General features: G+C 46.0%; 19 protein-coding genes. 10 read left to right on the top strand and 9 right to left on the bottom strand.

Annotated elements, in window-relative coordinates; translation table 11 throughout:
• Positions 1–40: 40 nt before the first annotated feature.
• Positions 41–1,240: a bifunctional phosphopantothenoylcysteine decarboxylase/phosphopantothenate--cysteine ligase CoaBC gene (gene coaBC / locus NA59_RS07095; protein ID WP_044410184.1), complete on the top strand. Its 1,200-nt coding sequence runs from the start codon at positions 41–43 to the stop codon at positions 1,238–1,240.
• On the opposite strand, the gene NA59_RS07090 is transcribed toward coaBC, so the two are convergent.
• Positions 1,237–1,620, bottom strand: a complete 384-nt coding sequence (locus NA59_RS07090) for a DUF302 domain-containing protein (protein WP_044410182.1) — start codon at positions 1,618–1,620, stop codon at positions 1,237–1,239. The two genes, coaBC and NA59_RS07090, sit on opposite strands and share 4 nt — an antisense overlap.
• Before the next feature lie 94 nt (positions 1,621–1,714).
• Positions 1,715–2,497 carry a DUF4395 domain-containing protein gene (locus NA59_RS07085; protein WP_044410179.1) on the bottom strand — a complete coding sequence of 261 codons (783 nt, stop codon included), beginning with the start codon at positions 2,495–2,497 and terminating at the stop codon, positions 1,715–1,717.
• Positions 2,498–2,671: 174 nt separating this feature from the next.
• On the opposite strand from NA59_RS07085, the gene dut reads away from it, so the two are divergent.
• Both dut and NA59_RS07075 read left to right on the top strand, forming a co-directional pair.
• On the top strand, positions 2,672–3,133 hold the full coding sequence (gene dut / locus NA59_RS07080; RefSeq protein ID WP_044410176.1) for a dUTP diphosphatase: 462 nt from the start codon (positions 2,672–2,674) through the stop codon (positions 3,131–3,133).
• Positions 3,134–3,135: 2 nt separating this feature from the next.
• Complete coding sequence (locus NA59_RS07075) at positions 3,136–4,515, top strand: phosphomannomutase/phosphoglucomutase (RefSeq protein WP_083945004.1); 1,380 nt, start codon at positions 3,136–3,138, stop codon at positions 4,513–4,515.
• Between the two features lie 234 nt (positions 4,516–4,749).
• Here the strand turns inward: NA59_RS07075 and NA59_RS07070 are convergent, their stop codons facing one another.
• Complete coding sequence (locus NA59_RS07070) at positions 4,750–4,965, bottom strand: helix-turn-helix domain-containing protein (RefSeq protein ID WP_044410173.1); 216 nt, start codon at positions 4,963–4,965, stop codon at positions 4,750–4,752.
• A gap of 146 nt (positions 4,966–5,111) precedes the next feature.
• Between NA59_RS07070 and NA59_RS14315 the strand changes: the two genes are divergently transcribed.
• Together NA59_RS14315 and NA59_RS07060 are read left to right on the top strand one after the other, a co-directional pair.
• Positions 5,112–7,652 carry a HAMP domain-containing sensor histidine kinase gene (locus NA59_RS14315; protein ID WP_052501519.1) on the top strand — a complete coding sequence of 847 codons (2,541 nt, stop codon included), beginning with the start codon at positions 5,112–5,114 and terminating at the stop codon, positions 7,650–7,652.
• A 342-nt stretch (positions 7,653–7,994) separates the two neighbouring features.
• Positions 7,995–8,480 carry a YajQ family cyclic di-GMP-binding protein gene (locus NA59_RS07060; RefSeq protein ID WP_044410288.1) on the top strand — a complete coding sequence of 162 codons (486 nt, stop codon included), beginning with the start codon at positions 7,995–7,997 and terminating at the stop codon, positions 8,478–8,480.
• A 19-nt stretch (positions 8,481–8,499) separates the two neighbouring features.
• On the opposite strand, the gene NA59_RS07055 is transcribed toward NA59_RS07060, so the two are convergent.
• Positions 8,500–9,012 (bottom strand): hypothetical protein, encoded by a 513-nt coding sequence (locus NA59_RS07055; RefSeq protein WP_044410170.1) that lies wholly within the window; start codon positions 9,010–9,012, stop codon positions 8,500–8,502.
• Positions 9,013–9,090: 78 nt separating this feature from the next.
• On the opposite strand from NA59_RS07055, the gene argB reads away from it, so the two are divergent.
• From argB to NA59_RS07040, 3 genes are all read left to right on the top strand, one after another.
• On the top strand, positions 9,091–10,005 hold the full coding sequence (gene argB / locus NA59_RS07050; RefSeq protein ID WP_044410167.1) for an acetylglutamate kinase: 915 nt from the start codon (positions 9,091–9,093) through the stop codon (positions 10,003–10,005).
• A 17-nt stretch (positions 10,006–10,022) separates the two neighbouring features.
• Positions 10,023–11,078, top strand: a complete 1,056-nt coding sequence (locus NA59_RS07045; RefSeq protein WP_044410164.1) for an Rpn family recombination-promoting nuclease/putative transposase — start codon at positions 10,023–10,025, stop codon at positions 11,076–11,078.
• A 112-nt stretch (positions 11,079–11,190) separates the two neighbouring features.
• Positions 11,191–11,952 carry a sulfite exporter TauE/SafE family protein gene (locus NA59_RS07040; protein WP_198401066.1) on the top strand — a complete coding sequence of 254 codons (762 nt, stop codon included), beginning with the start codon at positions 11,191–11,193 and terminating at the stop codon, positions 11,950–11,952.
• A gap of 6 nt (positions 11,953–11,958) precedes the next feature.
• On the opposite strand, the gene NA59_RS07035 is transcribed toward NA59_RS07040, so the two are convergent.
• Together NA59_RS07035 and pyrE are read right to left on the bottom strand one after the other, a co-directional pair.
• Positions 11,959–12,501, bottom strand: a complete 543-nt coding sequence (locus NA59_RS07035) for a SixA phosphatase family protein (protein ID WP_052501518.1) — start codon at positions 12,499–12,501, stop codon at positions 11,959–11,961.
• A complete protein-coding gene (pyrE, locus tag NA59_RS07030; RefSeq protein ID WP_044410159.1) occupies positions 12,502–13,140 on the bottom strand; it encodes an orotate phosphoribosyltransferase in 639 nt (212 codons plus the stop codon).
• Positions 13,141–13,519: 379 nt separating this feature from the next.
• Between pyrE and NA59_RS07025 the strand changes: the two genes are divergently transcribed.
• Positions 13,520–14,047, top strand: a complete 528-nt coding sequence (locus NA59_RS07025; RefSeq protein WP_044410156.1) for a hypothetical protein — start codon at positions 13,520–13,522, stop codon at positions 14,045–14,047.
• A gap of 12 nt (positions 14,048–14,059) precedes the next feature.
• Complete coding sequence (locus NA59_RS07020) at positions 14,060–15,133, top strand: flavodoxin domain-containing protein (RefSeq protein WP_044410153.1); 1,074 nt, start codon at positions 14,060–14,062, stop codon at positions 15,131–15,133.
• A 35-nt stretch (positions 15,134–15,168) separates the two neighbouring features.
• Here the strand turns inward: NA59_RS07020 and ppx are convergent, their stop codons facing one another.
• The 3 genes from ppx to NA59_RS07005 all read right to left on the bottom strand — a co-directional run bounded on the left by ppx (position 15,169) and on the right by NA59_RS07005 (position 19,495).
• Positions 15,169–16,686 (bottom strand): exopolyphosphatase, encoded by a 1,518-nt coding sequence (gene ppx, locus NA59_RS07015; RefSeq protein ID WP_052501517.1) that lies wholly within the window; start codon positions 16,684–16,686, stop codon positions 15,169–15,171.
• A 79-nt stretch (positions 16,687–16,765) separates the two neighbouring features.
• Positions 16,766–18,904 carry a polyphosphate kinase 1 gene (ppk1, locus tag NA59_RS07010; RefSeq protein WP_044410150.1) on the bottom strand — a complete coding sequence of 713 codons (2,139 nt, stop codon included), beginning with the start codon at positions 18,902–18,904 and terminating at the stop codon, positions 16,766–16,768.
• A gap of 231 nt (positions 18,905–19,135) precedes the next feature.
• Positions 19,136–19,495 carry a putative quinol monooxygenase gene (locus tag NA59_RS07005; protein ID WP_044410147.1) on the bottom strand — a complete coding sequence of 120 codons (360 nt, stop codon included), beginning with the start codon at positions 19,493–19,495 and terminating at the stop codon, positions 19,136–19,138.
• Positions 19,496–19,539: the final 44 nt, after the last annotated feature.

The raw sequence follows: 19,539 nt of genomic DNA, 5'->3' as shown, positions 1-19,539 counted from the left end.
TAATGACTTCAGGATGGTTGAGAACACAGGATGGGGTGTGATGAAAATTTTATTGGGCGTGAGTGGCGGTATTGCGGCTTACAAGGCGTTGGAGCTGGTTAGGCTTTGGATGAAGGCGGGGCATCAGGTGCAGGTGGTGATGACCGAAGGCGCGAAACAGTTTATTGCCCCTTTATCGTTTCAAGCCTTAAGTGGACAGCGGGTGCGTGATAGTTTGTTTGATTTGGCGCAAGAGGATGCGATGGGGCATATTGCGTTGGCACGTTGGCCGGATGTGATTGTGCTGGCACCGGCATCGGCGGACTTGTTGGCGCGCTTGCGAGCGGGAATGGCGGATGATTTGCTGACTACATTGTGTTTGGCGACGGATAAACCCTTGGTGTTTGCGCCTGCGATGAATCGCTTAATGTGGGCGAATGCCGCTACACAAGAAAATGTTCAGCTGTTGCAATCCCGTGGTTGGACAATGCTCGCCCCCGAATCCGGCGAGCAGGCCTGCGGTGAAGTCGGCGCAGGGCGCTTGGCGGAGCCTGCTAGTATTGTGAGCCGTGTTGCACAGATTATGAGCCATGCCGCCGAAAAACCTAACCAGGCCTGGTTGGGTAAACGGCTTTTAGTGACGGCGGGTCCAACGTTTGAGGACTTGGATCCAGTACGCTTTATCGGTAATCGCAGTTCAGGAAAAATGGGGTTTGCGATTGCGCAAGCGGCGGCGGATCAGGGTGCGCAAGTGGTGTTGATTGCCGGGCCAGTCAATTTGCCGACGCCTAAGGGTGTTGAGCGCATCAATGTACGCTCTGCTTTAGCGATGATGACGGCGGTACAGGCGAATTATGCACAAGCAGATGTGATGATTGGCGCGGCCGCGGTGGCGGATTATCGAGTTGAACAGGTCGCGCAACAGAAGATTAAAAAAACCGATGACCAAGACAGACTAACCCTTGAGCTGGTAAAAAATCCAGATATTATCGCTTGGGTCGCGCAACAGTCGGATAAACCCTATGTAGTCGGGTTTGCAGCGGAAACCCAAGATGTGGTGAACTATGCAAAAGAGAAGCTAAAGCGCAAAGGCTTAGATATGATCTGCGCCAATCAAGTAGGCGAGGGCATCGGCTTTGAAACCGACACCAATCAACTTACGCTGATCACCGAGAATGAGACCGTTGTATTAGAATTATCTAGCAAACGCCAACAAGCAGAAGCTTTGTTGACGTTTATCATTGAGGGCGTAAAAAACTAAGCGGCCTGTTCAATCATTTTTATGATGCTGGCTTCTACTTCGGCGGCTATCTCGGCTAATTCGGCTTGGTCGGATAGGGTGGCGAGCATGGGTTGTGGCTTGATCATGCCGATTTTAATTTGCCCGCTTTCGCTAAACACCGAAATACGGCAAGGAAGCGCCATATTGAGCTGCATATCGATATTAAGCACTTTAAACGCCTGTCCAGGGTTGCAAACTTCAAATACGCGGCATTGTTCGCTAAACTCAAAGCCTTTGGTGCGCAGGGTTTGACCTAGATCGTGAATATGCAACACGCCAAATTTATGGTCAGCGACCGCTTGGGCAAGGTCTTCGCAGGCCTGGTCAAATGATTTATCGGTTTGGGCAATATAGTACATGAGTAATTCCTGTTGTTGATCGTGTTCAAATCTGGATAAGAATCCATCTTAACCTCAGATGGGGCTGGCGGCAAGCGGGTCTATCGCCATTGCGTTATTTATCAATTTTGTCGGTGGCTTGTTGCGCTTGTTGTGTTTGGCGTTCTTTATGGCGACGGGCGATTTCATCCCAGTCGATGTTATTACAGGTGTCGCATTGCTCTTTGAGAATACCAACCTTAACTAATAACCAGTGGATTTTACAGCCCACACAAAAACCCAGCACGGCCTCCATCCACATAAAAGCTAAGCACAGCCAAACGAGCGTGGTCGGAATCCAGAAAGGCATGTAGTTGACATGGGTTGGCAGGGTCATTTCGCCTGTGATGGCATTCACCCAGCGCGCAAAGACTTCAGGGTTAAAAAAGATCAGGCAGACGATAATGAGTAACGAACCGATGGTCCAAGCAAAGCGTTTGGGAACTAAGGGTTTCCAAACGGCGGGTTTATCGGCGGCCAGCAGGCTGGCAATTAGAATAGTGGGCGACAAGCGCGATAGGTATTTGGACATCCCTGCAATCATTTCAAACAACGCATAAAACAACACATAGGTCTGTAGTGTCCAGTCAAAGGTGCGGCGTATCGCCTCCACTTGATAGATAATATTGCCATCCCAGTCGAGTTCATAGGTATCCACCGAGGTATTGCCATCAACAATCCAGTTGGATACATAAATCGCATCCCACAGGCTTAAACCCATATAAAGGGGAATGACCAGCAGCATGCCGGCACGAATGCGCACCGCCGTGTCATTGATATAGAGCGCTGATTCCTGCGGATCACGAAACCAAAGGTTTTTAAATACATTCAAATAGGCGTTAAGGTGATTTTGTAACATGGTTGACTCCTTGGTATGTTGAAGTAGTCAGGAAAGGATTAATTAAGAGTTTAATATTAGCAAATGCTTAAATCCAATAGAAAAGCTTGATATGGCTATTTGATGAATCTTGGTTTGCCGTTTGCGGTAGAATCACAATCCATTAATCTGCACTAACCTAAAAGGAATGAAAACATGACCATCCAAGTCGAATACAAAATTTTAGACCCGCGTTTAGGCAAGGAAATCGAGATGCCGCATTATGCGACGAGCGGTTCAGCCGGATTGGATTTGCGCGCCTGCATAGAGGCGCCCTTAACGGTCAAGCCGGGCGAAACCCTACTGATACCAACCGGCTTAGCGATTCATCTGGATGATGCCAGCTTGGCGGCGATGATTTTACCGCGCTCTGGCCTTGGGCATAAACATGGCATCGTGCTAGGTAATTTGGTTGGCTTGATTGACTCGGATTACCAAGGCGAGCTAAAAGTATCCTGCTGGAATCGTGGCGATACCCCTTATGAAATCCAAGTAGGGGAGCGCATTGCGCAAATGGTGATAGTCCCCGTGCTGCAACCCGTTTTTACGCAGGTTGAAAATTTTGGTGAAAATACGGCGCGTGGTGCGGGCGGTTTTGGTCATACAGGAGCGCATTAAGCATGATCGACTTTAATCCACTAATCTTTCGCGAATATGATATTCGTGGTCGGGTAGATACGGACTTAACCCCCTCACTGGTTGGGTTGGTGGGGCTGGCTTTGGGGGCGCAATTGCGTGAACAGGGGCAGCGCCAAGTGGTGATAGGGCGTGATGGTCGCTTGTCGAGTCAAGGGTTGTCCAATGCGCTAGCCAACGGCTTGCTTGATAGCGGTATCGATGTGATTGACTTGGAAATGGTCACCACGCCGATGGTGTATTTTGCCGCTAAAACCCTCAAAGGCGTCAATTCCTGTGTCGTGATAACCGGTTCGCATAATCCGCCCGAGTATAACGGTATAAAAATGGTGATTGATGATGTGACGCTATCGGGCGACGCCATTCAACAGCTTGCGCAACGGATTCGCAAGCAGCAGTTTGTATCGGGTAATGGCTGTTATGCGCTGCATGATATTGGGTTTGATTATCAACAGGCGATAACAAACCGTATCCAGCTGGCACGAGGCTTAAAAGTGGTTGTTGATGCCGGTAATGGCGTCGCTGGCGCCACCAGCCCAGCGCTACTGCGTGAGTTGGGTTGCGAAGTGATTGAGCTGTTTTGTGACGTAGATGGTTTATTTCCAAATCATCATCCCGATCCTGCTCAGCCCAAGAATCTTCAAGACTTAGTGGCGGCGGTAAAAACCCATCAAGCCGACATCGGCCTCGCGTTTGATGGCGATGGCGATCGTTGTGGCGTGGTGGATGAACAGGGGCAGATTTTATTCGCTGATCGCCAAATGATGTTGTTCGCGCAGGATGTGCTCAGCCGACAACCCGGTGCAACGATTCTGTTTGATATTAAATGCAGTTCATTACTCGCTAAACAAATAGAAAAACACGGCGGTAAACCGCTAATGTGGAAAACCGGACACTCATTAATGAAAGCCAAAATGCGCGAAACGCAGGCCGCATTGGGTGGAGAGTTATCTGGGCATTTGTTTTTTGCTGATAACTGGTTTGGTTTTGATGATGGCACCTACGCCGCCGCGAGAATGTTACAAATCATCGCCGCGCAAACGCGTCCAGCGAGCGAGGTCTTTGCCAGCTTGCCGGATGGCGTATCTACGCCTGAGCTTGAGATGAGATTCGCAGAAGGTGAAGCGCACGCATTCATGCAAGCCTTTATCGAAAAAGCGGCGTTTGACAGCGGACAGATTTGCACGCTTGATGGCTTGCGAGTCGATTTTGACGACGGCTGGGGCTTGGTGCGCGCATCCAATACCTCCTCCAACCTCGTCATGCGTTTTGAAGGCGAAACCCCCGCCGCCCTCGAGCAGGTTAAAACCCGCTTCCGCCAACAACTCCTCAATACTCAAGAAGGTTTGGTGTTGCCGTTTTGAGTTTTCGAATCGTTCGATTTAGTCCGGCCGGCTCCTTGATTCGGCTGTCTCGGCATCTGCTTGACTAATTCGATTTTTTTCATTTAAGTTACCAAGGGTGCTTGTTGGTTGGCGGCTTTGAAGGTACAATTGACTGTAATATTCTTTTTAGGTCTTTAAGGGTTTTTAGGTGAGCAAGTAAAACCTTGGCTCGGATATCTCGGTTAAGGATGATTGTTGTGATTATGGTTTAGGTCAAGACCTTTCAAGAAGTATATCTGCTGGGACGCTTAAAACCTCACATATTATTTTTAGCTCCCAGTCTGTGACCCGACGTTTTTTCACCTCAATTTTTGCGAGTGTACCGCGGCTAATGTCATAACCTTTTAAGTTAAACTTTGCAGCAAGTTGCTCTTGTGTGAAGCCTTTTTCTATTCTAATTAGTTTAACAGCTGGGCCAATAATGTTCATTGAATGCTCCGTTTTTGGAACTTGATTCTTACAGAACTTATTGTTATTTCTGCTCTGATATCGGAGCAGAAATGGTGTAAGATAGAATTTTTATTCTGCTTTGGATCTTTTTTGAAATGCAGGATTCATAAATAAGGATTGTTTAGGTGGCTATCAAGTATTTAGCATTAAAGCTTAAATCACGTATTTTGCTATTAACGTCACTGGTTTTTTTGTTAGTGGGCTTGGTTGGTACGCTTCTGTCCATGCGTGTATTCTTTTACCAATCGCAAGATACTTTTTTGAAACAGCAGGAATTTATTATGCAGCTTACTGTTGATTATATCGATAGCGGACTGCAACAACGGGTAGATATTCTTGAGCATTTGGCTAAGCATTTGCATAATGGCGATAATTTGTTGAATGAGCAAGCTTTGCAAAATTTTCTTGACAGCAGGGCGATGTTATACCGTTATTTTAATGGTGGGGCTGTTGTTCTTAACGCTGATGCCTCAGTAGTCGTTGACTCGCCCATAATTGAAGGTCGCGTTGGAATTAATTTGGCCGACAGGGAATATATAATTCAAGCGGGGTCAACTCGCCAATCTACTATTTCTTCGCCTTTAATCAGTAGGGCTTTGAGTGAACCCGTTTTTCTTGTAACGGTGCCTATCGTTGTGAGTGACGACAATATTGTTGGCTATTTGCTAGGGGTGACCCGATTGGCAAGTGATAATTTAATTACCGGATTACTCGAATTCGTGCATAGTGGGGTTGGCGATCTTTATGTAGTTGATTTTGAAAATGGGTTTTTTGTAACTTCTACACGTCATAAACTTGCTCTGGAGGCCCTGCCTTCAGCGATAGAAGACGAAATGCTTGGATTGGTCAAAAAGGGAGTGGCTTCAGGGGTTGCCTATGACCGTTATGATCAGCAGGTTGCATTTAGTTCTCATAAGTCGAATCTAATGGGCTGGCACGTTATTCACACGGTTCCTACCTCTTTAGCCCTTCAGCCCACTTGGAGATTATTTCAATCCATTGCTTGGCTAGGTGGTATCTCTGTATTGGTTTTTGGGTTTTTAATTTATTTGGTTATGAGTCGACAATTGCGGCCGATTGAGCAAGCGGCTAAACAAATTAATGACATGAACAATGGAGAGAAAAATCCTAGCCCATTGCCTGTTAAGTACGATGATGAGGTGGGCGTGCTCATAAAAGCGTTTAACTGGCAAATGCAACAGCAACAGTATGCGACAAATAGTCTTAAAAAATTGAATACACATTTACAAACGGCAAAAGAACAGGCAGAAGCAGCAAATCAAGCAAAGTCCGATTTTTTGGCCAATATGAGTCATGAGATTCGCACCCCAATGAATGGAATTATCGGTATGTCGGAATTGGGTTTGAAGGAGTCAGACCCGCACAAAATGCATCACCAGCTTAAAAGGGTGAATCAATCCGGGCGTTTATTGTTGGGCATAATCAATGACATTCTTGATTTTTCGAAAATTGAGGCGGGTAAGCTAGAATTGGACCCGCACCCGTTTAGTCTCGCGGATTTGCAAAATGAATTGGTTACAATTTTTCAGGGATTGGCACAAGATAAAGGGTTAGTATTTCGGGATCAAATAGTGGATGGACAAGCCGGTGAGCAGTGTCTGTATGGCGATAATTTACGTTTGCGACAGGTATTGATCAATTTATTGGGTAATGCGATTAAGTTTACCGAGCAAGGTGAGGTGAGCGTGGTTATCCAGTTAGATTTGGATGCTGACAACCAGGCCTGGTTGAGGTTTGAAGTCAAAGACAGTGGCATCGGTATGACAAAAGAGCAACAAGAAAACCTATTTCAAGCCTTTAGTCAAGCCGACAACAGTATTACTCGAAAGCACGGTGGAACGGGTTTGGGGTTGGTGATTAGTGAGCGGTTAGTGCGCTTAATGGGCGGAGCTCATATTGATATTGAAAGTGAGTTAGGAAAGGGTTCGGTATTTAGCTTTAGTGTGCCGATAGGTCTTTGTGATCAGGAGCAGCAGGCTATTTTTGAAAAGCGCCCATTGGTAAGAGAAAGTGTGAAGCTAAATGGACGCGTGCTGCTGGTTGAAGACAATGAGATTAACCAAGAAGTTGCTGCTGGGTCACTTAGAATGTTAGGCTTGAGTGTTGAATTTGCAGAAAATGGTCAAGTTGCCTTAGAAAAAGTGCAGCAGCAAACGTTTGATGTGGTTTTGATGGATATTCAAATGCCTGTTATGGATGGTTACCAAGCCACTGAAGCCATTCGTAGATTTAATGCTGATATCCCGATTGTCGCCTTTACAGCGGCGGCAACGGTGGAGGATAGAAACAAAGCGACCTCTGCAGGAATGAATGATTATATAACCAAGCCATTAGACATCGATGTCCTCTATCGCGTATTAAGCCACTTGATGAGGGAGAGGTGTATAGAAGTATTGGATATAGCGAAGTCGAAGCCTGAGTTGTTAATTTACAGTACGGACAAAAAACAACTTAAGAGTCTAGCAAAAAATGCGCAAAACGATTATCAGGTTAGGGTGGCTTTGCAACTTGAAGCTGCTTTAAGGCTGGTTAATAGTGGCCATATTGATCAGGTATGGTTGCAGGCTGGTCAACCAGAAGATTTTGCACCGCTGGTTTCCCAGCTTCAAGAACGTGGTATTCCTTTTGAGTTTAAGAGCTCTTAGCTCGGTGACTCATATCGCCAAAAAATGCAACGGACATTAGCCAAGTAATCCAGCATGTGGTGCATGATCACGACTCAAAGACCACGGCGATCTCTTGCAAGCTGTGCGCTCACTTGAAAGATTTCCGCATCGCTGTGCTCCTCGCAACGCATTCTTCCTTAATATAATCGCAGTGAGGTGCAACCTGAGAACGAGGTTAAACCTTCTCCCACATTCCAGTGAAGGCCATAATCTTTTTAGGTTGCTGGCACTTTCGTTTACTCATCTGTTTTTAGTCACCAGGCCTGGTGGGTTTGGTGTGTTAAAATGATTGCTTTTTTATTTAAGCTTAAAGGAAAAGCCATGCCTTCATTTGATATCGTATCCGAAGTAGATAAACATGAACTGACTAACGCGGTAGATCAGGCGAATAAGGAAGTGACGACACGATTTGATTTTAAGGGAACTGATTCCAATTTTGAGTTAAAAGAGTTGGAAATTAAAATGAACACCGAGTCGGAGTTTCAGTTAGATCAAATGTATAACGTGCTGACGGCCAAGCTCAGTAAACGCGGGATTGATCTGCGGGCGATTGAGTTGAAGGATCCCGATGTTCAGCTTAAGACCGCGAAGCAGAGCGTGATTGTTCATCAGGGATTAGATGCGCCAGTGGCGAAAAAGATTATTAAGATTCTTAAAGATGCGAAGATGAAGGTGCAGGCGCAAATCCAAGGTGATTCGGTACGCGTGACAGGCAAAAAACGTGACGATCTGCAAGAGGCGATTGCGCTGCTCAAATCCCAAGAAGACTTTGAGCGCCCATTGCAGTTTAATAATTTCCGCGATTAATTTTCCCGGTTAATCGGGGTTAAAACTCAAACATCTGCAAAGTGTCAGCCGGCAGCAACGAGCTGGCATTTTGCACGCGTCCTAACATCCACGCCATAAACAAGCTTACTTCACGCATATTCACCTGTTCATCAATAAAGGTGATAGACGACTGCACTTCAGCGGCGCGGTTACCCGGTTGCATAATATACTTGGCGCAGGTTAAATGGGTGTTGAGGTGGGAGAGGGCAACAAAAATTTCCGGGTTGTCTATGTGTTGGGGCTTGATTGGGTAAACCTGGCTAACGATAATCCGACTTAACTGTCCAGGACGAATGCGCGGTTCCATAATAAAGGCATGCTGACCGTAATAGACTTCAAGTTGGTGAGCATTGAGTGGTTTGGTAATATAGCCCTCGTTTTCAAGTGCTTGGCTTAATTGCGCCACTGATTTGTCAGGTTCACTAAATTGGAGTAGGGTTTGAGGTTGGGTTGGCTGGCTGGCACAGCCAGTGAGTAAAACCAATATGAATAGACTGGCAAACACGCGCATTTTTTGAGTTCCTATGTTATTTAAATGAATTCTAGGTAAAATACCATTTTCATTAACGAATTAACAGGCGAACTGGCCATGAGAGTGCAAAAAACCATGAATCTTAATAAAGACCAAGCCCAAAACGTCGCTTCGGTGCTAGCCGAGGCTCTACCTTATATCCAACGCTTTGCGGGTAAAACCATTGTGGTGAAGTACGGCGGTAACGCGATGACCGAAGATCATCTGATGGCCGGCTTTGCGCGCGATATTGTGTTGATGAAGTTGGTGGGGATGAACCCTGTCGTAGTGCATGGCGGTGGTCCTCAAATTGGTGATCTGCTTAAACGCGTTGGCAAGGAATCCGAGTTTGTGCAAGGCATGCGGGTGACCGATACCGAAACCATGGATATAGTTGAAATGGTGCTCGGCGGTTTGGTTAACAAAGAAATCGTGAATCTGATTCACCAGCATGGCGGTAACTCGGTGGGTCTGACGGGTAAGGATGGTAACTTGATTATGGCTAAAAAGCTAAAAGTGACCAAGCATACACCTGATATGGACGCGCCTGAAATTATCGATATTGGCCATGTGGGCGAGGTGTCAAGAATTAATACCGGCGTAATTGATATGTTGATTCAAGGCGATTTTATTCCAGTGATTGCACCCGTAGGGGTTGATGAGCAGGGCTGTTCTTATAACATTAATGCGGATTTGGTTGCGGGCAAGATCGCTGAAGCGTTACAAGCAGAGAAGCTAATGTTGTTGACGAATACCGCTGGCCTGCTGAATAAACAAGGTGAGCTGTTAACGGGACTTAACGCCAAAATGGTCGATGAGTTGATTGCTGATGGCACGATTTATGGCGGTATGTTGCCAAAAATCCAATGCGCACTGGATGCGGTTCAAGGCGGTGTTAAAGCGGCACATATTGTTGATGGTCGCGTTGAACATGCGGTGATGCTCGAAGTCTTCACTGACGATGGCGTCGGTACACTGATTACCGCGCGTTAGGTTTAGTTTTTAGTCCGATGACGCAAAAACATAAAGCAAAACAACAGCACGATACGGGGTATAAAGCACTTTTTTTACACCCCGAAATGGTGCAACAGCTTCTTGAGGGCTTTGTTCCTCAAGAGTGGGTGGCGCTGATGGATTTTGCCACGCTCAAAAACCATAATGGTCATTACATTACACCCTTATTTGAAGAAAAAATTGAAGACGTGGTCTGGTCCGTTGAAATCGAGCATGATGGACAACGCCACCCTTTATATTTGTATATTTTGTTAGAGTTTCAGTCAAGTGTAGATAGCAGCATGCCTTTGCGGTTTATGCATTATGTGGCTGGTTTTTACTCAACCTTAATCAAAACAAAACAGGTTGCAAAAGGGGGACCCTATCCTCCTGTTTTGCCGATGGTGCTATACAATGGCAACGAACGATGGCGCGTAGTAACGAACATTTTTGAACAACTTGAGTCTATTCCTAGTTTCTTAAAGCCTTATCAGCCTAATTTGAGGTATGTTTTATTTGATGAGGGTGCGTATAGTGAAAGTGAGTTAAATCAAATTCAAAATCCGCTGAGTGGTTTGTTTAGTATTGAAAATGCAACCAGTCCTGATAAATTAAAACAAGCCATTGCAAGAACAGTGGATTTAATAAATCAATCGCCAGATAAAGTAAGATTAGATAGGCTTTTTACTCTGTGGATAAAACGTTATTTACATCAAAAAGATATCAAGAGTAACATGAATAAACTAAACAGTATAGTGGAGGAGCAAACGATGTTAGCACAAAATTTAGATAGTTGGGCGCGTGAAGCAAGGGCTCAGGGTAAGTTAGAAGGCAAGTTAGAAGGCAAGTTAGAAGGCAAGTTGGAAGGCAAGTTGGAAGGCAAGTTGGAAGGCGTGGCTTTAACACTAGCTAAGCTGCTTAAGCTCAAATTTCCGCATATTGATCAACAGTGTTATTTTAACCAAATTCTTTCAGCTAGCCCTGCCATATTAGATCTTATGGTTGAGCGTGTTTTAACAGCAGAAACCTTAGAGTGTGTGCTTAATGTTGATAAAGAGCTGTTGGGGGGTTAATGCTATCTTTGTGGTGCGTAAAATACCATTCTCCAGATTAAACGTTTGTCTTGATAATCTCTCTTTAACGCCCTTGATTTAGGGCGTTTTTTATTTTTAGAACGGAATTTTTGTGTTTGACCAAATCTTGTTGTTTTTTATTTCGCTGGTTGCCAATCTGCTGTCGGCTTTAGCTGGCGGGGGTGCGGGGTTGTTGCAGTTGCCTGCCTTGTTGTTTTTGGGGTTGCCGTTTGGCGTGGCGCTGGCGACGCATAAGGTGGCGAGTGTGTTTTTGGGTTTGGGCGCGACGGCGCGGCATTGGCGCAGTTCGACATTAGATTGGCGGTTTGCGCTATTTATTCTGGCCTGCGGTTTACCTGGAGTAATTCTAGGTGCGAGTTGGATTTTGCAAGTTGATGAGCGCCTAGCGACATTTGCACTGGGGTTACTCACGCTTGGCTTAGGGATTTATTCATGGCTTAAACCCGAATTGGGTCAGGTGTTAAATTCACAGAATCGTCATCTATCCGGCTTTGTTATTGGTGGGTTGGTGATTCTCTTTATCGGGGTGTTAAATGGCTCGCTCACATCCGGTACAGGGTTGTTTGTTACCCTTTGGTTAGTGCGTTGGTTTGGTCTAGATTATAAAGCCGCCGTGGCTTACACCTTGGTGTTGGTTGGCATATTTTGGAATGGTGCGGGCGCGATTACCTTGGGTCTTTTGGGTGATATCCAATGGAGTTGGCTGCCCGCACTGATTTTGGGTTCGCTGATCGGTGGTTATTTGGGGGCGCATTTGTCGATTGTCAAAGGCAATAAATTGGTTAAACGTGCATTTGAAGTGATTACGGTATTGGTTGGCCTGGCACTTATTAACCAGGCCTGGTTGATGTGAGGTTAGTTAGTCGGCTGTTTGCGCTGTTTGATTAAGCGTTCGTGGAAAAATGATTTGCTCTAGCTGAACGTTTGCTTCTGGCTGCTTGCACCAGCTACCTTGCCAGCTAAACTGGGCGAGCGCGCCAGTGGGCATGATTTTGTCTGTTAGCCGCGCTGAATGCGAGGTCGCATCGGTTAGTTGCATCACCAGTTCCTCAAAGCCAGGATTATGCCCAATCACCATTAGGTTGTGTACGCGCTTATTCACTTTGCCAATTAGCTCCAAAATGCGTTCAGGCTCCGCATGATAGAGTTCGGGCAGAATCTCAACCTTTAGCGCCATACGTTTGCTGAGGCGTTTGAGGGTTTGCTGGGTGCGTTTGGCGCTTGAACAAAGCACTAAATCCGGGCGAACGGAATGGTCTAACATCCAGTTAGCCATGTCTTTTGCCGCCTTTTTGCCACGTGGGGCAAGCGGGCGGTCATGGTCGGCAAGAAATAGATTGTTCCAATCCGATTTGGCGTGACGCCAGAGGCAAAGCTGGCGTAGGGTGGTTGAGTTTGTCAATTATTTGACACCGTAGTTGGCACGATAAGCCATCATCGCTTCAAGCGCTTGGCTATCTTTGTTTTGTTCGCTTAAATACGCAATCAAGTCGTTGAGATTTAGAATGCTCATTACGGGTAAGCCATATTGTTGCTCGACTTCTTGGATCGCCGACAAATCGCCTTGTCCGCGTTCCATTCTATCTAGTGCGACCACGACACCCGCCGGTGTCGCGCCATGTTGGTGAATCAGGTCAATCGATTCACGAATGGCGGTACCCGCGGTAATCACATCGTCAATAATCAAAATGCGACCTTGTAGCGCGTGGCCGACAATTTGACCGCCTTCGCCGTGGTCTTTGATTTCCTTGCGGTTGAACGCATAGGGTTTGTTGATGCCGTGATCGCGCGCCAACGCCACACTGGTGGTGGCGGCCAATGGAATGCCTTTATAGGCCGGGCCAAACAATACATCAAACTCCACGCCAGACGCCGCAATCGCATGGGCGTAGGCTTTAGACAGTTGATCAAGGTGTTCGCCGGTGTTAAACAAGCCTGCGTTGAAAAAATAAGGGCTGATGCGGCCAGATTTTAGGGTGAACTCCCCCCATTTTAAAACACCGACTTCGCGGATGAAGTTGATAAATGCATTGCGTTCCATAATGATTAGCGCCTGAGTAAATTAAAAGCTTAATCATAAGGTGCGCCATCCTTTGGTGCAAGTGTTTTGAGTTGCTATGGGTGTGTCAAATAATTGACGCACTATATGTTGTAGTTGTTTGTGCGCTAGTTATCCATGTGTCAAATTTTTGGCAAAATAGCGCTTATTGTGTGTTTTAAGGGTTAAAAATTCTGCTAAAATAGATTTTTATTTTTTGGTTGGTGATAACTTTACAAGTTGGTATAGGCTTTGCTAAATCACTTAAACATTGATAATTCGGTGGTTTCAAACTTATAACGTGTCTAGAAAGTTGTTCTAAGTGGAAACGCTACTGTTTTGTTTTACTTTTAACCCTTTTATTGAATTTTAGGAAAGTGGCATGGCGATTGATTTAAGATCTGTTGAACCACTCGGCTCAAAAAGCGTGCTGTTAGAGCAGGCAATGCGTCGTAACAAAGGGCAAATGAAGTCGAATGGTGAAAACTATCTACAAGACATGGATTTGTCAGATATGTTGTCGCCTGACTTTGATTGGTTAAAACAAGACAAGGTAGCTATTGAAAATCTCGTGCGTCAAATGGATGCATCGATTGGTCAGCTTGCCGACCAGTTGCGCGATATGGGGCGTCAAACACGAACCATTGAGCAGTTTACACGCAAGTCTAAATCCCAGTTTGAAGATGAGCAGCGATTACTATTTAAGCAAATTCAAACGCTTAATCTGCTCCTCAAACGTCAACTCGAAATACTCAATGGTGTTGAGCGTCAAATTGAACAGGTTGAAATCAAGCAGAATAACTTTTACCCACACCTTGGTATTGGGGTGATTGCCGGTTTGATGTCGGCAGTCACGATTCTGGTGACCGCACCGTTGGCTATGCTAGCGGTTGAATATATTCGCGGCTAGCCGGCTGATTTGATGAAACTAAGCCTAGCGCAACAAACACTACTCACCCCGAATGATTCGGATGCACCTAGCTACTTGATTAAACTCGCATCTAATCAACCGCTGGACTATCAAGCCGGTGATTGGATCACGGTGCAGGGACAGAATCCATCTTATTTAGTCAACCAAGTCCTTGAGCGCTTAGCGCTCAAACCAGACCAATTCATTAGCTTGCGCCGTCAAGGTGAGCTTACTGTAGCGCAAGCCCTTACTCACCATTTGGAATTAACCCTGCTTGATCCGGCGATTTTAAATAAACTGGTTCGTCAGCATGGCTTTGATCACTGGTCAGATCGTGCGCAGATGCAAGCTTATGCACAAGGGCGCGATGTTTTAGACTTGTTATTGGCGTTTCCAGACTTACAGCAATGGGGTGTCGAATTTTTGACACTGCTCAGTCCGCTAGCGCCGCGATACTATTCGATTGCCAGTTCCCCTCTCTGTTATCCAAATCAAATTCATCTGCTATATAAGGCGATTCGCTATCAGCATGATCATCGTGAACGGGTTGGCGTAACCTCTGCTTGGATGGCGCAGGCACAAGTCGGTGATCTATTGGATATTGAGATTAAGCCGAATAAGCACTTTAAATTGCCCGATGATCCCAGCACGCCGATTGTGATGCTGGCAGCGGGTACCGGTCTTGCGCCATTTATCGGTTTTTTGCAGCAGCGTGAAGCGCAGGGCGCGAGGGGGCAAAACCTATTGTATTTTGGCGAGACGCATCGCCAAAGCCGTTTTTTGTGCCAAGCTGAATTAGAAGGCTGGCAAGCTCAAGGTTTATTAGCGCTGGATACCGCGTTTTCTCGGGATCAGCCCGATAAAGTTTATGTGCAAAATCGTTTGCTAGTCAACCAGGCCTGGTTGGCGGCTTGGGAGTCGAGTGCTCATCTATATATTTGTGGGGATAAAGCCGGTCTAGCTAAGGCTGTCGAACAGCAAATTAAAGCGATTTGGATGCAAAACTATCGCTGGCAGGCGGAGCAAGCCGACCAGGCCTGGTTGGACGCTAAGCAACAAAAGCGCATCCAGATGGATGTGTATTAGTCTTTAATGCTAACCTAATCCTATTCAGCCCAACCCTATTCAAAGGTTAGTTTGAAACCTGCGCCTTCTAAGCGTTTGGCTTCGATTTCTAAATCCATTTGCGACAGTGGGTGGGCTTTAAGCCAATTATCTTCAAAGCGCAGGTGCATATTCGTATTGTCTTCAATCACTAGCATTACCTCGGGTGATTCGGCATCCCGGCCTCGGTGAATCCTGACAGCTAAGCGCAACAGAACCGTTAAGAACACGAGTTTGGTATTGTGGGGTTCGAGTAGATTATCGAAAGACTCTTGAACAAACTTGCCGCGATGGTTCAGCATCATCGCCGCTAGCATTTGTTTTTCTTGGTTAGTGAAGCCGGCCATGTCGGCTTGCTCGATAAGATAAGCAGAATGGTGACGATAGCGTTTGTAGCTGAGTGCAATACCACATTCATGCAGCTCGCTAGCCCAGTTTAGCAGCTTGGGGTAGTCGTATTCACTGTCACGTAATTGCCAAATATTGTGTGCCTGGTTAAATAATGAGCGCGCGGTTTTGGCAACCATTGAGGCTTGTTGTAAGTCAACTCGCATCCAGGTTTGCATTGCACGTACACTGGATTCACGCGAATCTTCAGCAAATAAACGACCCAAGGTATCAAATACCAAGCCTTCACGCAGCGCGTTACTGCTGACTTGCATGCAGTCAATCTTAAGTTCTTCAAATGTGGCGATTAACACCGCTAAGCCACCGGCCAGCACCGGACGACGATCATCCTTTAAACCCGTTATTTGGCAATTCTGTGCACTGCCTGCTTTGATCAGTTCACCGCGAAGGTGTTGAAGCCCGTCTTGCGTGATACAGTTTTCAGACCAGCCATTTTCTTGTAGTAGTTGGCTAATCGATTTGATCGTGCCTGAGGCGCCATAAGCTGTATCCCATCCAAGTTGTGTAAGGGTTTTGCGATGTGGGCGCAAGACTTGCCGGCAACTGGCTATTGCACGGTTCATACGTTCTGCGGTGATAATGTCATCGGCAAAGTGCAGTTGAGTGATGCTGACGCAACCCATTTCGGTACTGGTAAGGTGTTCATTGGTAAAGCCACGACCAATAATATACTCGGTGCTCCCACCGCCAATATCCATCACTAAGCGTTGTTCTTCGCTTTTAGCTAGACCATGCGCTACGCCAAGATAGATCAGCCGCGCCTCTTCTTGGCCGGAGATGATTTCAATGTGATGCCCAAGCGCTTTACGCGCCGAAATTAAAAATTGGCGGCTATTTTGCGCATTTCGCAGGGTGTTTGTGCCGACTACACGCACATTTGGGGTAGGGATGTTTTTGATTAGCTGACCAAAGCGGGTTAAACAGTCCAAGCCTGCTTGAAAGGCCGTGTCTGTTAAGCGCCCTTGGTCATCTAAGCCTAGGCGTAACCTCACCATTTCCTTGTGCTTATCGACAACCTGTAGTTGACCATGCACTTCGCGTGCCACAATCATATGAAAGCTATTTGAACCTAAATCAATCGCGGCATAAAGGTCGTTTTCGTTGGATTCTATCTGCATGTCTGTCATGAGTTTTCAACATATTGTTTTCAAATTTCGGCTAGTCTAATCGTTTTTAAGCGATAAACCAAGCCGAAACTTATTGGTGTTAAGCTTCTATGATTGGGCTATATTTTTCAATTAGCGCTAACTGGGCATTAAATGCTAACTCATCTTCACTTAATTCGTGTAGTTTATAATGCCCATCCGATTGTAGTTCCCACGCGGCCGTGGTGTCATCTAAATAGATGGCTAGTCCCTCGGTAAATACTTGTTGAAAGCAGTCTGGGTCAAGAATTGGGAAGCCTGTTTCAACCCGTGCCAGTAGGTTGCGACGCATCCAGTCAGCACTAGAGCAGTAAAGCTCAGGGGCTTGGCCATGGTTTTCAAAATAATAGACGCGATGATGTTCTAAAAAGCGCCCAATAATTGAACGAACACGAATATTTTCAGACAGTCCAGGTACCCCGGGCACCAAACTACAGATACCGCGCACAATTAAATCAATCTGTACGCCCGCTTGTGATGCTTGGTAAAGCGCGTCGATAATCCCCTTTTCTTGTAATCCATTCATCTTGGCAATAATCCGTGCAGGCAGGCCTTGGCGTGCATTGTCTGCTTCACGCGCAATTTTCTCTAGCATGCCAGAATGCAGGGTAAAGGGCGATTGCAATACGACCTCTAAATCATTGGTATTGCCCAAGCTAGTGAGTTGCTGGAAAATTTTGGTGACATCGCGCCCTATTGCTGGGCGACAGGTAAATAGCCCAAAATCGGTGTAAAAACGGGTGGTGATGTGATGGTAGTTACCTGTCCCAAGATGCACATAATGGCGCAGTTTGCTATCCTCACGACGCACCACCAAAATCATTTTGGCGTGGGTTTTGTAGCCTACTACGCCATATACTACATGTACGCCCGCGTCCTGTAAGCGTGTGGCTTGTTGGATATTGTTGTCCTCATCAAAGCGGGCGCGTAACTCGACCACAGCGGTGACTTCCTTGCCATTGTTGGCGGCGCGAACCAATGCATCAATAATCGCTGACTTTTCGCCTGTTCGATAAAGGGTCATGCGAATCGCTAACACATCGGGGTCTTTAGATGCCTGGTTTAGAAAATCAATCACGGGTGCAAACGAGTCATAAGGATGGTGTAACAAAATATCCTTGCGGCTAATTTGCTCAAACAAGTTAGCCTGTTGTTTTTTGCGGGTAAACAAGCGGAATGGATTCTTGGCAGATTTAGCCGGCACCAGCGCGCGAGGCATATACGGCGGGAACAATAAGTCAGGACGATTCACCATGCTCGGTACTGCATCCAAACGATGTAAGTTTACTGGGCCATTGACTTGATACAAGGCGTTTTCATGCAGTTTAAAGCGGTCTTGTAGATATTCGACCATTGCGGGAGGGCAGTTATCCGCTACTTCTAAGCGAATTGCATTGCCATAGTGGCGACCATACAGTTCACCTTGTAACGCGCTCATAATGTCATCGACTTCTTCTTCATCAATAAATAAGTTGGTATTGCGAGTAACGCGGAACTGGTAGCAGCCTGTCACTGTCATGCCTGGGAATAGATTAGCGACATTGGAATGTAAAATCGATGATAAAAATACAAAGTCATTTTCACCATCGGTTGCTTCGGCTGGCAGTTTAACAATGCGCGGTAGTGAGCGGGGTACCTGAACAATCGCCAAGCCATTAGAACGACCAAACGCATCCTTGCCTTCAAGCGACACAATAAAGTTTAAGCTTTTGTTCAAAATCTTCGGGAAGGGATGTGAAGGGTCTAATCCCATCGGGCTTAAAACCGGTTTTAGGGAATCCAAGAAGAAATTACGGATCCACTCTTTCTGCTTATCGTTCCAATGGTTGCGGCGGATAAAACGAATATTCTCTTTTTCCAAAGCAGGAATCAAAATGTGATTAAGCGTGTGATACTGGTCTTTGACCACCTCATGCGCCACCTCAGTGAGCATCACGACCGCCTCTTCAGGGCGCATATTGTCAGGCTGAGTGCGCGCGGCGGAATCTTTGGTAAGCTCCATTACGCTGGCCAGTCGAACCTCAAAAAACTCATCCATGTTGCTACAAGAAATGCATAAAAACTTTAAACGCTCCAATAAAGGCACATCAGGGTTTTTCGCCTGCGCCAATACGCGACGATTGAACTCTAGCAAGCTACGCTCACGGTTAAAGTAGATAGGTTCAACAGGGTTTTGAATCGGCTCAACAGATGTGTTCATGGCATTCCCTAGATTTGTAGATTGTTCAAATTATTATTACTATTCTAGCGCAAATAAGGCGGATATTCATGACGGTTTAATGAAAAATAATCTGTAACAAGGGCACAATAAGACGTTACACGTTAAGCGCTTAACCTGGATATTAGTTATTATTTGCAGATGGACTGTATTTAATTGAGTTGGGTATGTGGCTACGCTATTCAGATAGTGAAGCCTTGTTGAACGTTAGGTTTATCTACAGTTTGTGATGTTGGGTGCATCGTAGTCTTCAGGTTCGTCGCTGTAAATACAGACATTCCATTTTTCTGCTAACCCATCCTCTGCTAGGCAATAGGTTTGAAAAAAATGTTGGATTTCAGTGCGCTGGCAGTGGGCTTCAAAACTTGATAGGTCTCGCCAAACTTCCTGAAATACAATTGGATAGCTTGTGCCATTGGCAAACGGGCTTGGGATTTGTCGGGTAACGCGATATTCGATACAGCCGTCTTCCCGCAAGGTATTGGGTTCAAGTGATTGAAGTGTTTTAAATAGTTCAGTTTCTTTACCCGGCTTAGGAAGAAATTGGGCATTGCAGTAGATCTTACTAGACATCAGGTGTCACCTTTTGTTGAGAAATTATTATTCTAGGAGCCTGT

Source organism: Thiomicrospira microaerophila (assembly GCF_000934765.1).
GTDB classification, from domain to species: Bacteria; Pseudomonadota; Gammaproteobacteria; order Thiomicrospirales; family Thiomicrospiraceae; genus Thiomicrospira; species Thiomicrospira microaerophila.
This window is presented reverse-complemented; position numbering and strand designations above follow the sequence as displayed.

What these genes read in the sequence shown, in the direction of transcription:
- coaBC (WP_044410184.1), top strand. Translation starts at nt 41, where the DNA reads ATGAAAATTTTATTGGGCGTGAGTGGCGGTATTGCGGCTTACAAGGCG.
- NA59_RS07090 (WP_044410182.1), bottom strand. Translation starts at nt 1,620, where the DNA reads ATGTACTATATTGCCCAAACCGATAAATCATTTGACCAGGCCTGCGAA.
- NA59_RS07085 (WP_044410179.1), bottom strand. Translation starts at nt 2,497, where the DNA reads ATGTTACAAAATCACCTTAACGCCTATTTGAATGTATTTAAAAACCTT.
- dut (WP_044410176.1), top strand. Translation starts at nt 2,672, where the DNA reads ATGACCATCCAAGTCGAATACAAAATTTTAGACCCGCGTTTAGGCAAG.
- NA59_RS07075 (WP_083945004.1), top strand. Translation starts at nt 3,136, where the DNA reads ATGATCGACTTTAATCCACTAATCTTTCGCGAATATGATATTCGTGGT.
- NA59_RS07070 (WP_044410173.1), bottom strand. Translation starts at nt 4,965, where the DNA reads ATGAACATTATTGGCCCAGCTGTTAAACTAATTAGAATAGAAAAAGGC.
- NA59_RS07060 (WP_044410288.1), top strand. Translation starts at nt 7,995, where the DNA reads ATGCCTTCATTTGATATCGTATCCGAAGTAGATAAACATGAACTGACT.
- NA59_RS07055 (WP_044410170.1), bottom strand. Translation starts at nt 9,012, where the DNA reads ATGCGCGTGTTTGCCAGTCTATTCATATTGGTTTTACTCACTGGCTGT.
- argB (WP_044410167.1), top strand. Translation starts at nt 9,091, where the DNA reads ATGAGAGTGCAAAAAACCATGAATCTTAATAAAGACCAAGCCCAAAAC.
- NA59_RS07045 (WP_044410164.1), top strand. Translation starts at nt 10,023, where the DNA reads ATGACGCAAAAACATAAAGCAAAACAACAGCACGATACGGGGTATAAA.
- pyrE (WP_044410159.1), bottom strand. Translation starts at nt 13,140, where the DNA reads ATGGAACGCAATGCATTTATCAACTTCATCCGCGAAGTCGGTGTTTTA.
- NA59_RS07025 (WP_044410156.1), top strand. Translation starts at nt 13,520, where the DNA reads ATGGCGATTGATTTAAGATCTGTTGAACCACTCGGCTCAAAAAGCGTG.
- NA59_RS07020 (WP_044410153.1), top strand. Translation starts at nt 14,060, where the DNA reads ATGAAACTAAGCCTAGCGCAACAAACACTACTCACCCCGAATGATTCG.
- ppx (WP_052501517.1), bottom strand. Translation starts at nt 16,686, where the DNA reads ATGACAGACATGCAGATAGAATCCAACGAAAACGACCTTTATGCCGCG.
- ppk1 (WP_044410150.1), bottom strand. Translation starts at nt 18,904, where the DNA reads ATGAACACATCTGTTGAGCCGATTCAAAACCCTGTTGAACCTATCTAC.
- NA59_RS07005 (WP_044410147.1), bottom strand. Translation starts at nt 19,495, where the DNA reads ATGTCTAGTAAGATCTACTGCAATGCCCAATTTCTTCCTAAGCCGGGT.